This is a genomic window from Rhodococcus sp. NJ-530 (assembly GCF_003860625.1).
GTDB classification, from domain to species: domain Bacteria; phylum Actinomycetota; class Actinomycetes; order Mycobacteriales; family Mycobacteriaceae; genus Rhodococcus_F; species Rhodococcus_F qingshengii.
Map to the genome: position 1 here is coordinate 5,349,842 of NZ_CP034152.1, position 14,175 is coordinate 5,364,016.

Annotated in this window: 12 protein-coding genes and 1 pseudogene; 3 read left to right on the top strand and 10 right to left on the bottom strand. The window is 62.4% G+C overall.

Features of this window, described 5'->3' with window-relative positions; all coding sequences use genetic code 11:
• The first annotated feature begins 45 nt into the window (after positions 1–45).
• The gene (locus tag EHW12_RS24890; RefSeq protein ID WP_050656987.1) at positions 46–1,041 is read left to right on the top strand and encodes an endonuclease/exonuclease/phosphatase family protein; all 996 of its coding nucleotides are present in this window, start codon (positions 46–48) and stop codon (positions 1,039–1,041) included.
• Positions 1,042–1,111: 70 nt separating this feature from the next.
• Here the strand turns inward: EHW12_RS24890 and EHW12_RS24895 are convergent, their stop codons facing one another.
• The 6 genes and pseudogenes from EHW12_RS24895 to EHW12_RS24920 form a co-directional block, all read right to left on the bottom strand.
• Positions 1,112–2,350 carry an HNH endonuclease signature motif containing protein gene (locus tag EHW12_RS24895; RefSeq protein WP_118606643.1) on the bottom strand — a complete coding sequence of 413 codons (1,239 nt, stop codon included), beginning with the start codon at positions 2,348–2,350 and terminating at the stop codon, positions 1,112–1,114.
• 114 nt (positions 2,351–2,464) lie between these two features.
• A pseudogene (locus EHW12_RS24900) lies at positions 2,465–4,371 on the bottom strand (alkyl sulfatase dimerization domain-containing protein).
• 63 nt (positions 4,372–4,434) lie between these two features.
• Positions 4,435–4,761 (bottom strand): SHOCT domain-containing protein, encoded by a 327-nt coding sequence (locus EHW12_RS24905; RefSeq protein ID WP_003939954.1) that lies wholly within the window; start codon positions 4,759–4,761, stop codon positions 4,435–4,437.
• Between the two features lie 24 nt (positions 4,762–4,785).
• The gene (locus EHW12_RS24910; RefSeq protein WP_007732604.1) at positions 4,786–5,214 is read right to left on the bottom strand and encodes a DUF6325 family protein; all 429 of its coding nucleotides are present in this window, start codon (positions 5,212–5,214) and stop codon (positions 4,786–4,788) included.
• Positions 5,215–5,284: 70 nt separating this feature from the next.
• Positions 5,285–6,556 carry an MFS transporter gene (locus EHW12_RS24915; protein WP_003940393.1) on the bottom strand — a complete coding sequence of 424 codons (1,272 nt, stop codon included), beginning with the start codon at positions 6,554–6,556 and terminating at the stop codon, positions 5,285–5,287.
• 45 nt (positions 6,557–6,601) lie between these two features.
• Positions 6,602–7,597 (bottom strand): aldo/keto reductase, encoded by a 996-nt coding sequence (locus EHW12_RS24920; RefSeq protein ID WP_050656831.1) that lies wholly within the window; start codon positions 7,595–7,597, stop codon positions 6,602–6,604.
• Between the two features lie 101 nt (positions 7,598–7,698).
• On the opposite strand from EHW12_RS24920, the gene EHW12_RS24925 reads away from it, so the two are divergent.
• Positions 7,699–8,256: a TIGR03086 family metal-binding protein gene (locus tag EHW12_RS24925; RefSeq protein WP_020970773.1), complete on the top strand. Its 558-nt coding sequence runs from the start codon at positions 7,699–7,701 to the stop codon at positions 8,254–8,256.
• Here EHW12_RS24925 and EHW12_RS24930 read toward each other — a convergent pair.
• The 3 genes from EHW12_RS24930 to EHW12_RS24940 all read right to left on the bottom strand — a co-directional run bounded on the left by EHW12_RS24930 (position 8,253) and on the right by EHW12_RS24940 (position 11,657).
• Positions 8,253–9,527: an alkaline phosphatase family protein gene (locus EHW12_RS24930; RefSeq protein ID WP_054187442.1), complete on the bottom strand. Its 1,275-nt coding sequence runs from the start codon at positions 9,525–9,527 to the stop codon at positions 8,253–8,255. The genes EHW12_RS24925 and EHW12_RS24930 overlap by 4 nt on opposite strands.
• On the bottom strand, positions 9,524–11,212 hold the full coding sequence (locus EHW12_RS24935) for an alkaline phosphatase D family protein (protein ID WP_003939836.1): 1,689 nt from the start codon (positions 11,210–11,212) through the stop codon (positions 9,524–9,526). Before EHW12_RS24935 ends, EHW12_RS24930 begins: the two co-directional genes overlap by 4 nt.
• Positions 11,213–11,315: 103 nt before the next feature.
• Positions 11,316–11,657 (bottom strand): hypothetical protein, encoded by a 342-nt coding sequence (locus tag EHW12_RS24940; RefSeq protein ID WP_003940142.1) that lies wholly within the window; start codon positions 11,655–11,657, stop codon positions 11,316–11,318.
• Positions 11,658–11,799: 142 nt separating this feature from the next.
• Here EHW12_RS24940 and ilvD point away from each other — a divergent pair, with 142 nt between their 5' ends.
• A complete protein-coding gene (gene ilvD, locus EHW12_RS24945; protein ID WP_003940201.1) occupies positions 11,800–13,494 on the top strand; it encodes a dihydroxy-acid dehydratase in 1,695 nt (564 codons plus the stop codon).
• Positions 13,495–13,507: 13 nt separating this feature from the next.
• Here ilvD and EHW12_RS24950 read toward each other — a convergent pair whose 3' ends face one another.
• Entirely contained in the window at positions 13,508–14,164 is a 657-nt protein-coding gene (locus tag EHW12_RS24950) for a S1 family peptidase (RefSeq protein WP_007732621.1), read from the bottom strand.
• Between the last annotated feature and the right edge of the window lie 11 nt (positions 14,165–14,175).

Below are 14,175 nucleotides of genomic sequence, written 5' to 3' on the forward strand. Positions count from 1 at the left end.
GACTCCACCTGCAGTTTCCCGGAGCTATGACGCTCTTCTGCTTCCATGGACGTCATGCAACCCGATGCCGTGACCCCTCGTCGACTGGTTCTTCGCCGCCTTTCGGCCGTGGCCGGTGTGGCCGGCATCGTGACTGGTTTGGTTGCCTTGATCGCAACTCAGTTGGACGTCGATCACAACATCGTGATCGTTCTGGCGTCAGTGGCGCCCTTGTTGATGATTGCTCCGCTGATCGGTGCCGTCGTCTCGGGTATCGGGCGTCAGTGGATCGTGTGCGCCGCCTCGATCCTCGTCCTTGGGTTGTTCGGATGGTCTGTGAGCCCGCTGTACATCGGCGGAACTGGGGAGTCGACGTCTGCGAACGGTCCATCGATTCGAATCATGCAGGCCAACTTGATGGTCGGTGCAGCGGATCCGGAGTCGCTTGTGGCGATGGTCCGCGAACGCGAGGTCGACGTGGTGACGGTCCAGGAGTTGACGTACCAGGAAGCCGACGCGCTCAAAGCCGCCGGGCTTGACGAGGTTCTGAGCCACCAATTCCTCGTCCCGTACACCGACGGTGGTGGCGGGGCAGGAATCTACAGTCGCTTTCCACTCTCCAATCCGCGTAGCCTCGACGGATTCTCACCCGAAACGCTGTCCGCAGAACTGAATGTCGGCTTGGCGCAGCCAGTCACATTGTTCGCCGTGCATCCGGCACCGGCGTACATCTCACCGCCTTCGGTGTGGGCGGACGAGCAGCGAAGGCTTGGGTCTTACATGGACAAAGTCGCCGGACGGGACAACGTGATAGTGAGCGGCGACTTCAACGCGTCGTACTCGAACAAACAGTTCCGGAATCTTCTCACGAACGGATACACCAGCGCCGCCGACCAATTGGGTTCCGGCCTGATCCCGACCTATCCGACCGACAAGCGGTATCCGGCGGTGGTCGGTATCGACCACATCATCACGAAAGGCGCCGTGGCGACATCCTTGGAACGGATCGAGATCGAGGGATCCGATCACCACGGCCTGATTGCCGACATCACGTTGTCTTGAGTAAGTACTGGATTGAGCAAGCACCGGGGCATGGTTGTGCCCCGGTGCTCACGTCTTCAGTTGTCGCGATTCACGCCGCGGTGGGCGGACTGTTCCCGCCGATGCGCCGCTGGAACGAATCAATCGACATCGGTGGATAGAACACTGTTTTTCGGTCGGGGCCGATCTCGACCCGCCACTCCGTGTGGTGCAGTGTCCGATGATGATGACCACACAACAAGACCAGATTATCGAGATCCGTTGGGCCACTATCACCCCAGTGAACAATATGATGGGCATCGCACCACCCCGACGGCGTCCCGCACCCTGGAAACGCACACCCACCATCACGAACCGCCAACGCCCGCCGCTGGGGTACCGTCGCGGTCCTTGCTTCTTTGCCACAGTCGAGCGGAACACCATTCTCATCCAACAAAATCCGCGTCACGGTGCAGTCGCACGCCAACATCCGCGCAGTATCGATGCTGATCGGACCCACCCAATCCGTCCACGCGAAACCCAGTTCTTCGGTCGACGGCAACAAATCCTTGAGCGCCTGCATATCCGTCAGGTCTTTCGCGCTGGCCGTGACCGTGACGTGCGGTTTCACGCCGCCTTCGATCGGACCCAACCCCGCCCGCTCGTACCGGCGCAACAATTCGCAGAACCCGTCCGCCCGCCGCAGTGCCGGAGTGCGGGTGTCTTTGACACCGTCCTTCTCCGGCGTCGGAGCCGACAGACTCGACAACAACGTGATCAACCGTGCCCCGTTCACCGCATCCAGATCACCCTTCACCGACACGCGCCCGTACAAGCCCTTCGACGCGTAGAACTCGTTACGCTCCGAATCCTCACCCACCGGAACGCCGTCCTCGCGTTTTCCGTACTGCTTCTCGATCCGCCGGATCGCCGCCCGCACCGCATCACAATCAGCGATGTTCTGCGACGCCAGGCCAAGCAGGATCCCGCGGGCCTTGTCCACATCCGCCGGCGTCATGTTCTTGGGTGGATGCTGACAAAACGACGCCACCTGACGGGCTTTCAACGCATCCACGTCACCACGATGAAACGCATCCGCCACAACAGGTTCGAGCATCAACAACCGCGCCAACCCGACCAGCAGACTGCACTCACCGATCTCCAAATTCGTCGAACCATGCAACCACAGCGCGATCGCCCGAAAACCCTTCCCACCGAGAACCTCACGGGAAAACATCTCCACGATCAACAACACCAACCGCGACTGCAACTCGTGCCGGACACGCACCAGATCCAGAACCTCACTCTTGAGGTCCTCACCATCCAGCTGCCACGCTCCCCGACTATCCATGCCGAAAGTTTAATCGAACATACTTTCGAGAACCAGAGACAAAACGGACAACTTCAAAAAGGTGCGCGACTCGAGACCTGTTGAAGTACAGGCTCGTTCACGACTGATACAGCGCTAGGTCGGAGTGACTATCGCAAAGTTCGGATCCGGCTCGTCGAGGTATCCGGCAAGTTCTGCGAGCTTCGCCGGGTCGCCGGAAACCGAGATGGTTCCATTCGCAATCTCGGCACCCAAGTCCACACCACCGAGCAGCACACCGAGTAAGTCGCGCCGACTCAAACTGAACATCGCATCCACAGACCCAGCATCTGCAGACTCACCTTCCACGTCGAAATGGATCAGAACTCCGTTGCTGAGTTCCGTTCGGTGAACGATGTTTTCGTCAGTGATGTTCCAATCGACGACGATGTGCGAGCCCGCTGCGCGCACTCCATCCACGCGCAGCGATACTGCATCGAAGACTTGACTTACCGACAGCGCTGCGGTGATGTCGGGCGCCGCGGCAACCGTGGGCGTCCCCACTGAGCCGTTGCGCAGTTCGTATGCACCGGTGAGGTAGAAGTTCCGCCAGGTGCCGTTCTCGGCGCCGTACCCGAGTTGCTCGAAGGTATCGGCCTGCAGATTCTTGGCCTCGACGTTGTCCGGTTCAGCGAAGACCACGTAGTTCACCACCTGCGCAACCCAGCGAAAGTCGCCGCGCTCGTATGATTCCCGAGCTTTCCGTAACACTTCTGCTGATCCGCCCATGAACTCCACGTGACGCTTGGCCGATTCGACGGGTGGATGCTCCCACAGATGCGCAGGGTTACCGTCGAACCAACCCATGTATCGCTGGTAGATGGCTTTGACGTTGTGACTGACGGAACCGTAGTACCCGTGCGTGTGCCACGCTTGCGCCAATGCAGTTGGCAGCTCGATCGATTCGGCGATCTCGAGACCGGTCCACCCCTGATTGATTCGACGAAGTGTCTGATCGTGAAGGTACCCGTAGAGGTCGCGCTGCAATGACAGGAACTCGGTGAGCCGTTCGGTCCCCCACGTCGGCCAGTGGTGGGACGCAAACAGAACGTCGGATCGTGAGGCGTAACGATTGATCGATTCCGTCAGGTACGCAGACCAGACGTGAGGATCTCGTACCAGGGCACCGCGAAGCGTGAGCAGGTTGTGGAGAGTATGAGTTGCGTTCTCCGCCATACACAGTGCGCGCAAATCCGGGAAGTAGAAGTTCATCTCGGACGGGGCCTCGGTTCCGGGCGTCATCTGGAATTCGATCCGAACGCCGTCGATCGTCTCCGTGTGACCTGTCTTCGAGATCGACACCGTCGGCGAAATGAGCGTCGGTGTGCCGGTTGAGGTGGTCTGCCCCAACCCGGCTCCGACGCTACCTCGGGACCTCGGGGTAAGGCCGCTCCGTACATGTAGGCCGCGCGTCGAGCCATTGCCGTTCCCGCATAGACGTTTTCCTCGACCGCGTGCTCCACGAGCCCGGTGGGTGCGACGATCACGCATCGCCCGGCGGCGACGTCGTCGTCGGTGGTCACTCCTTTGACCCCGCCGAAGTGGTCGATGTGCGAATGCGTGTAGATCACCGCGACAACCGGTCGATCACCACGGTGTTCCCGGTACAACGCGAGACCAGCGGCAGCGGTTTCCCGGGAGATCAGTGGATCGATGACGATGATTCCGGTATCTCCCTCGATCAACGTCATGTTCGACAGATCAAGTCCGCGAATCTGATAGATCGAATCCGTCACCGCAAAGAGTCCCTGCTTGGCGACCAACTTCGACTGACGCCACAAGCTCGGATTGACCGTTGGCGGGCAGTCCTCGTCAAGGAACGCGTAGGAATCGTTGTTCCACAGGACTTTTCCGTCCGAATCGGAAACCAGCCCCGGATCGAGTGCGGCGACGAAACCCCGCTTCGCCTCGGTGAAGTCGGCGTCGTCGGAGAACGGTAGAGTCTCGGCGACTCGGGCGTTCGCGGCTTCGATTGCGGCCGATGCCGCACGTGGGTCGATCATAAGTCAGCCTTTCACGCCGAATTGCGGCAATGCGCATTGCCGCAATTGAAGAGAACAGCAGGGCTAGCTCAGCAACTGCGCCTTTGCCGCCGCGAACTCGGCATCGGTCAACACGCCGGACTGATGAAGCTGTCCCAACTCCTGCAGCTTGGAGACCAGATCGTCCGCGCCTGAAGGGGGAACGGACTGCACGGGGGCGACCTGCTGCTGCGGCGGCGGCTGTTGCTGCTGGTACTCCTGCTGATATTCCTGCTGCTGCTCGCTGGCCTTTCGTTGACTCCGTCGATCCATGGCGTTGGACGTCGCCTTTGCGGTTCCAGCCACTACCGCCGTGCGCGCCACCGTGCCGAGCAACCCCGGCCGCCCTCTGCGTCCACCTCGAAAAACCATGCCGAACTCCTTGGGTAATTGTCGCTACTGAAATGCTGCTTCGACCGCTGCGACGACTACCTCGCGCGGTATCTGAACGTGAAGGACTACGTCGCCGCCGCCACCGCGAACCGTCGACGCGAGCTCACGCGCCCACGTCTGCTCGTAGACGATGACTGCGGCGGACGTTCCTGGTTCGAGTGACTCACGGACCACGTCCAGGTCCTCGTCACTGATCAATGCCTTGGCTTCGATGGACAGAATCGCCAGTCCGATGTCGGTGAGATCTTCGTCGACATCGATCTGCGACACCTGTCCGTCCGCGTCCTTGGCGATGTACACGAGGTCGAGCAGAGTGACAAAACCTCGTTCCACCACGTTCTGCAGCGCGGCGACAGCTTCAGGATCCACAGTTGAACCTGGGAATGCCAGCACCACGAGCTCGACCGGTCCGATGTTCATTGCGTCGTTCATCCATCAAGCCTGGTGGCTCGGACGCTTGGGAACCTCACCCGCAGGGGATGAATTACCCGATGCGATCGAGTTATTTGTTGCGACGAATGACTTCGCGAATCGGCCGTACGTGTACGCCTTCTGCCGCGAGGGCTCGCCGGGCTTTGCCTCGGGTGACGAGCACACCGACGATACCGAGAATCCAAACTGGATATTGCACCATCCAGGCGACACGGAATCCGTCGAACGTGTACCCGCCCATGTGTCCGAGGATGACGCCCATCACTTGAATCACGATGAGGGAAGCGAGGAATCCCCCGATGTTGACCATGCCCTGCGCGGTGCCCATCGCCGAACTCGGATTGGATGTGCGCGCGTAGTCGAAGCCGATCACCGAACCCGGCCCACCCACCGAGATGACGACCACCAGGATCGTCAACAACCAGAGCGGAGACGGTTCGCTTCGTGAAAGCACGATCGTCCACATGAGCGCGCTGGCCACCATGATGGTGAGAACCAACCACGATCGACGCATGGGATAGCGACCGGTGAGAATACCGAGGATCGGGCCGGCCACGATTGCCGAGATGACTGACAGCGTCAGCAGCGAGCCGACCGTCGTGGAGTCGAGGCCTTGAGCCGATTTCAGGTACGGCACACCCCACAGCAGCGCGAACGTCGTGATCGAGAACTGAGTCCCCATGTGGCTGAAGAACCCGAGTCGGGTGCCGGGCCGCATCCACACCGTCTTGATCTGTCGCCCGATCTCCTTGGCGCCCGCCGGCACGGCGACCAGGTCGGCACCGGGAGGCGCGTCGCGGATGACACTCAACGCCAGCGCAAACGCCAACAGTCCGACAGCGGCAGCGCTGCCGTAGGCAAAAGTCCAGCCCGGTCCGGACAACAGCAACATGAACGGAAGCGCAGACATCACCTGGCCCAGCTGACCGAGGATGCCCGTGAACTGCGAGACCAACGGCACCTGCCGGGGCGGGAACCACTGCGGTACCAACCGCAACACCGAGATGAAGGTGAGTGCATCCCCGGCACCGACGGCAATACGTGCACCGATCGCGACGGGCAGCGATTCGGTGAAGGCGAGAGCCAACTGCGCGGACATCATGATGAACGCACCGACTGCGATCATGATCCGCGAACCGTAGCGGTCGAGGAGGACTCCCGCCGGAATCTGCATGCCGGCGTACACAACGATCTGCAGCACGACGAAGCTCGACAGAACGCTGGGCGAGATCGAGAACCGATCAGCAGCAGACAGACCCGAGACACCGAACGAAGTGCGGTGAAGCACGGCGATCACGTAGGCAAAAACACCGACACCCCAGACCAACCACACTTTTTTCATCGGGTCTGTATGTTACTCCTGTCTTTCGCAAGGCTCAGGACATGATTATTCGCGGCCCTGAGAGACCCAATTCAAATCAGCCGAACGGAAGCCTTCGGTAATCGCGGCGAGGGAGTCGAGGCGAGCGATCTGGTCTTCGCTCAGAACGATGTCCAACGCTCCGGCGTTTTCCGTGACTCGTGCAGCGAACCGAGTGCCGGGAATCGAAACGGAAGGCAACCCGTGCTGACGGCCCTTGGCATCGAGCCATGCCAGGGAAACCTGTGCAGGCGTCGCGCCGAGCTCCTCACCGACGGCGCGGACCACGTCGAGAACCTTCTGATTAGCAGGGAGCGCGGAGTCCGAGAAGCGTGGGAAGCGTCGGCGCAGGTCGTTGTCACCGAGCGTCTCCGCATCGAACGATCCCGCCAGGAAGCCTCGGCCCACAGGTGAGAAGGGCACGAATCCGACTCCGAGTTCCGCGGCGGTGGGTACTACCTTGTTCTCGACGTCCCGACTCCAGATGCTCCATTCCGACTGGATCGCCGCGATCGGATGCACCCCGTACGCACGACGCAGTTCATCGCCGGTCGCCTCGGACAGGCCGATGTTGCGGACCTTGCCCGCCTTCACCTGCTCCGCGATCGCGCCGACGGTGTCTTCGATCGGCACGTTCGGGTCGACCCGGTGCAAGTAGTAGAGGTCGACATGATCGACGCCGAGTCGTCCCAGAGACTCGTCGAGTGCCCGCGGCACGTAAGCCGGGTCTCCGTTGATCCCGCGCTGACCGTTGGCGATGTTGCCGACCAGACCGAACTTGGTCGCCAACTGCACTTCGTCCCGGCGGTCTTTGAGAAGCTCTCCCACCGCACGCTCGCTCGAGCCCTCGCCGTACACGTTGGCGGTGTCGATGAACGTGATCCCGATGTCCACCGCATGGTGCAGCGTGGCGAGCGCCTCGGCCGGATCCACCGGGCCGTAGACCGGGGCGACGGACATCGCGCCGTATCCCTGGGCGCTGACAGTGAGACCTTCGGCCAGAGTGACGGTGGGGACGGTCATGAAAACTCCTCGATTCGACTGAGCGACAACCCCGACAGTCTTCACCGAATCGAAGCCTCACGCACCGATTAACGTCACGCTGATCGGGTTACCCTCGAGTGATGGCATTCGATTGGCTCGAACTCGTACTCACCGCCCACCGCGAATTCGGTTCACGACTCGCTGCGGTCGAGGACTGGAACGCACCCACGCCCGACTCCGACTGGCACGTCGAACACCTCGTCCGCCACGTCATCGAGGAGCAGCAGTGGGTACCGCCGCTCCTGGCCGGACTGACGGTCGGCGAGGCGACACCGGACATCGTTCCCGTCGGGGACGACCTGTGGACCGAATGGCAGAAGTACTCCGATGCCGCCATCAAGGCGTGGAAATCGACGGACCTCAGTGCCCACGTTCACCTCTCGTACGGCACGGTGAAGGTGGAACCCTATCTGCGCCAGCAGACCTCGGACGTCACCATCCACACCTGGGACCTTGCGCGAGCGGTCGGAGCAGACGAGCGACTCGATCCAGACCTCGTCGAGGCCGTCTGGTCCGACCTCGACGGGCAGCGCGACATGCTCGCCGAGAGCGGTCTGTTTTCCGCTCCCGTCGATCTTCCTGACGATGCGTCGTTGCAGGACAAGCTGATTGCCCTGACCGGTCGCGATCCTCGTTAGACGTTCAGCGACACACCCGTCGTGCGAGCGACGCCGTCCCAGCCGCCGGCAGGTGCACCGAGGCCGAGCAGAGCCGCAACCGTCGGTGCGACGTCGATCGTGCGAGCCTGCGTGTCGATCTTCCGTCCACCGTCGAGAGCGGGATGCCCGCCGCTGAGGAAGAACGGGATGGGCAGTGTCACGAAATGACCGTGGTTGCCGGGAATCGGGTTGGACAGTGGAGTCGGATCACTGAACCGCCAGCCCTGAGCGCAAAACGCAACGACGTCACCGGCATTGGTGCCGAGATCGAATTCGGCGGGGAGGTGGCTGGATTCGACGCCGTCCACACCATCCACGATCTGCTGAATCCGGCTGACGGCTTCCGCCCGTTCGCCATCGGGTCCGACGAAGTAGATCAGGTCTGCGCCACCGTTCTGGGCGATTCGAATCTTGCCTGCCAGCAACGGGTCCGCGTTCAGCGGTCGATCCAAGCCGATGAGCCGCGCGGGCTCCGACCAGTCCATCGAGTGGTCGGCCAACACGATCAGAATGCTCCGATTCCAGCGCCCCGTGTCATGAAGGAAGTCGACGAAGCGGCGAACCTGGTTGTCGGTGTTCTGAAGTGCAGCCGTGCGAGCGATCCGGACGGACGGACCGGACAGATCCAGGTGCCCGACCCGATCGACGTCACCGAGGTTGGTGAACGAGAGCCGCGGCGAGTTCCCGCCGACGATACGGATCAAGGCGTCGATCGTGAAGTTGTCCGGCGCATGCTCGGTACCGGGAACGAGCGGCTGCGGATCCCACACCAGTGAGGCGCGGTCACCGAACAACCCGTGCAGGTAGCGCTTCGACAGCACACTCGCAGTGGTCAATCCGAGTTCGGTGCGCACCCGATCCAGAACCGTCGATGCCTGCAGGTCGGAAGGCCGATCGAGGTCACGCTTCTTGTCGATGGCCGGATCGTAGACGGAGTTGGCGGGTACACCCGAACGCGCCGGCAGCACTCCCGTCATCATCGCCGTGTGGTTCGGCAGCGTCTCTGCGATCGTGATGGCACTGGCGTCCGGGTAGTGGATACCGCCGGCCGCAAGCCCGGTCAGCGTCGGGGTGAGCTCCGATCGCAGCTCGTCCGGCCGCATGCCGTCTACGACTATGACATGCACGTCCAGGTCTGGGATTCCGGCGCTGGTGGGAACACTCGCGCGAGCGGGCGTTCCGAGCAATGCCGTTCCGGCGACAACACTTCCACCGATCAGAACGCTACGACGCGAAACTTCGATACTCACTGGTCGACTCCTGGTCGGTACGAGGCCTGATCGAGGGCGGCCGAGGTGGGTGAGACTCTACTGCCCGCGCCTGCCGGAAGACGGTAGCTCACGGCGTAGTGCGCATTGCTCTGCGGATTGGTGAGATCGTCGACGTAGTACCAGTCCATCTGAGTACCTTCGCGGGCGATTTCGAATACGCCGTAGCCGTGCGAATCCAGTTCGACGTACCGCACGTGTCGGTTCACGGCCTTGAATGCTTCTTCTGCCGCAACGGTTACCGTGCGCGGTGGCACTTTCAGCATGTCGTCGATATTGGGCGACGTCACCGACGGGACGACGAACTCGGCGCCGACGGTCGGCCCACCCGGATAGTTGGCGGCGTTGGTCGGTAGGTCGCAGGCCCACGACGTGTGGATGTCACCGGTGATGAAGACGGTGTTGTCCACACCGTTCGAGGTGATCGCGTCGAAAAGCCTGGTGCGGTCGGCGGTGTACCCGTCCCACTGATCCGTGTTGTACGGGACACCGGCCTGCGGCACACCCACCAGTTCGGTCAACGCCGCGGTGGTCGCCGGTTCCAGCGGCGGGAACACGCAGGGCGTGATCATGACCGGATTGCCGACGACCTTCCACTGCGTCGGGGAGGTGACGATTCCGTTGGTCAACCAATCCATCTGTGCGCGTCCGGTAATGGTGCGCGACGGATCGTCGACCTGCTTCATGGTCGGTTGCTCGTCGCGGTAAGTACGCAGATCGAGCATCGAGATCTCGGCCAGATTCCCGAAGCGGAACCGACGATACAGCTGAACGCTCGAACCACTACCCGACGGGCGGACGGGCATCCACTCGAAATATGCCTTGGCCGAGTTGGCCTTTCGATCTGCCCAGTCACCTTCGACACCGGGAGTGTGGTTTTCGGCGCCGTCCCGGTACGCGTTGTCGGCCGATTCGTGATCGTCCCACGTGGTGATGAACGGGAGCTTCAGGTGCAGAGCTGCCAGATCCGGGTCTGTCTTGTACTGCGCGTGCCGAATTCGGTAGTCGGCCAGCGAAATGATCTCGTGGGCCGGCTCGTGAAGGCGAACGGATCCGTTTCTCGCGCCGTACTCCCCCTGCCCGTACTCGTAGATGTAGTCACCGAGGTGGATGATCGCGTCGAGGTCTTCGCGGAATGCCAGGTGACGATAGGCACCGAAATACCCCGCCTCCCAATTGGAGCAGGACACCACGCCGAAGCGGAGACGATCGAGATCTGCCGAGTTCGACGGAGCCGTGCGGGTGCGGCCCACCGGAGAAACAGCCGAACCCGCAGTGAATCGGTACCAGTACGTCGTCGACGAATCGAGTCCGGTGACGTCGACCTTCGCGGTGTGATCGGAATCCGCCGAAGCAGCAACACTTCCGGACGCAACGACGCTCGCGAACCCCTCATCGGTCGCGACCTGCCAGTTGAGAGTCACCGCCGGCCCGACGCCGGAACCGGGCGTCGCGTCTGCCGTCGGGGTGATGCGGGTCCAGATGATCACCGCATCCGGCAACGGGTCACCGGATGCCACGCCGTGCGCGAAGCCCGGGCTGCCACCCGGAACCTCGGCACCGGCGTGGCTCGCCGAAGCGACACCGAGACCTACTGCGCCGGCAAGGGCCGCCGATCCCTGCAGCAGGCCACGTCTGGATATTCGATCGAAGGCATTCGTGTGCACGCTAGGAGTGAACCCGCACCTGAACGGGCGTTCAAGAGAGCTTCGGGATGTTCACCCAGGCTTCGCCTGCGCTTCTCTGGAAGTTTGATCGAGTCGATCCCGATCACAACCGGTAATCGAGGGCCGAGCCTCGAACCACACCGACCTTGACTCCGATGTAACCGCCGAGTGCACCCCCGGCCGCGATCAGGATCCAGAACGCCGGCGGAAGCAGAGCCTCGGACCCGTCGACCTCGGAGAACGCGGAATAGCCTGCGATCAACGCGCCGAACAGGATGGGCAGTATCAGCAGAGCGGCAAAGAAAGTCACCCACACCGATACGAAGCGGCCCTTCCACCGGGCAATCTCGTGCAGAACCGTCAGAACGACCAGGAAGACACCACTACCGGTCAAGAAGGCGGCCAGAACTGCAAATCCGAAAGCCGAAGTCAGTTCCGACTCCACGTGAATCCCCCTGTACGTCAATCACCTGCACACTCAGCCCCAACTGCGATGCGACGAGTCTATTCACGACGGACGGCGTTTGTCGGCAAGTCGAGTCGCTCGTCTGCCGGAAACACACCCCGCTGACGCCTATGCTTGGAAAATGACCGAACCCGACATCAAGCCCAGAAGTCGTGACGTCACCGACGGACTCGAAAAGACCGCAGCGCGCGGCATGTTGCGTGCAGTAGGAATGGGCGACGACGACTGGGTCAAGTCGCAGATCGGCGTCGCCTCGTCCTGGAACGAAATCACGCCATGCAACCTGTCCCTCGATCGCCTGGCCAAGGCCGTCAAGGAGGGCGTACGGGAAGCCGGCGGGTTCCCTCTCGAATTCGGCACTATCTCCGTCTCCGACGGCATTTCGATGGGGCACGAGGGCATGCACTTCTCCCTCGTCTCCCGTGAAGTGATCGCGGACAGCGTCGAGACCGTCATGCAGGCCGAGCGTCTCGACGGATCGGTCCTTCTCGCCGGCTGCGACAAGTCGTTGCCCGGCATGATGATGGCGGCGGCCCGCCTCGACCTCGCCAGCGTGTTCCTCTACGCCGGCTCCACCCTCCCCGGCGTCGCCAAACTTTCCGACGGCAGTGAGCGGGAAGTCACCGTCATCGACGCGTTCGAGGCGGTTGGCGCCTGCTCGCGTGGGCTGATGAGCCGCGCCGACGTCGACACCATCGAACGGGCGATCTGCCCGGGCGAAGGCGCGTGCGGCGGCATGTACACGGCAAACACGATGGCCAGCGCCGCCGAGGCCATGGGAATGTCGCTGCCCGGCAGCGCTTCACCGCCCGCACCGGATCGTCGCCGCGACGGCTTCGCCCGCGAGAGCGGCAAAGCCGTTGTCGAACTCCTGCGTCGAGGTATCACCGCGAGGGACATCCTCACCAAGGAAGCGTTCGAGAACGCCATTGCAGTAGTCATGGCATTCGGCGGATCCACCAATGCGGTGCTCCATCTCCTCGCGATCGCGCACGAAGCGTACGTCCCGCTGACGCTCGACGACTTCGCTCGCGTCGGCGCGAAGGTCCCGCACCTCGCCGACGTCAAGCCTTTCGGAAAGCACGTCATGACGGACGTCGACCGTATCGGCGGCGTCCCCGTGATCATGAAGGCACTACTCGACGCGGGACTCATGCACGGAGATTGCCTGACCGTCACCGGTAAGACCGTGGCGGAGAATCTCGCGCACATCACCCCGCCCGATCCGGACGGCAAGGTCCTGCGGGCGATGAACAAGCCCATTCACCCGACCGGAGGCATCACGATCTTGAAGGGGTCACTCGCGCCCGGCGGCGCGGTGGTCAAGTCGGCAGGATTCGAGTCTGATGTATTCGTCGGCACTGCACGGGTTTTCGAACGCGAGCGCGCCGCGATGGATGCTCTCGAGGACGGCACCATCACCGGCGGTGACGTTGTCGTCATCCGCTACGAAGGCCCGAAGGGTGGTCCCGGCATGCGCGAGATGCTGGCCATCACGGGCGCGATCAAGGGCGCGGGTCTCGGCAAGGACGTCCTGTTGCTGACGGACGGACGATTCTCGGGCGGCACCACCGGCCTGTGTGTCGGACACGTTGCGCCCGAGGCCGTCGACGGCGGTCCCATCGCGTTCGTTCGCGACGGCGATCAGATCCGGCTCGACGTGGGTACCGGACAACTCGAATTGTTGGTCGACGACTCCGAATTGGAAGCCCGCAAGAAGGGCTGGGAGCCGTTGCCGCCTCGCTACACACGTGGTGTGTTGGCCAAGTACTCCAAGCTCGTGGGATCAGCCTCGGGTGGAGCAGTGTGCGGCTGATCCCAGCCCGCCGCTAGATCGGCCGGTACCCGGCGCCGACACCTCCGTGGGCATTGATCGTGTCCACGATGGAGGTCATGTTGGTGCCGAGTTCCGGCCCCAGGCACGGCACCCAGAGGTAGGCGTTGACCATCGCGACCAGCGTCGTCCCGACCGTGACCGGGGCTCCCGAATCACCGTGGTCGACGCAGATCTGAGTCCAGGTGGATGCGTCGGCGCTCAGGTCTCCCCAGACGACGCCGCAGGTCGTGCCCGTCGTACGGCCTTCCTTGCAGGCTGTAGCCGGGAAGCTGGCCGGAGCGCCGATCGAGGTGATGGTTGCCGCGCCCACCGTTCGAACTGGTGTGACCTTGCCCGGATCGAACTGGATGACCCCGTAGTCCAGGTCCGGATTCGACTCGACGAACGTGCCGACCACGCCTGCGTCCTCGTTGCTTTCCGGGATCACGAACGATCCAGGACCACCGCAGTGACCTGCGGTGATACCCACGAGTCTGCCGCCGTTGTCGTGACCGATAGTGGTCAACGTACAGACCAGCTGATTGTCGATGATGATGCCCGAACCACCACCCATGGGCGTGGGTGCAGCAACGGCGTTGCTGCTGACGATGAACCCGAGTCCGAGTGCCAAGACCAACGCTGCCAGAGCCGAAACAATTCGCTGCAACATCACAATCTCTC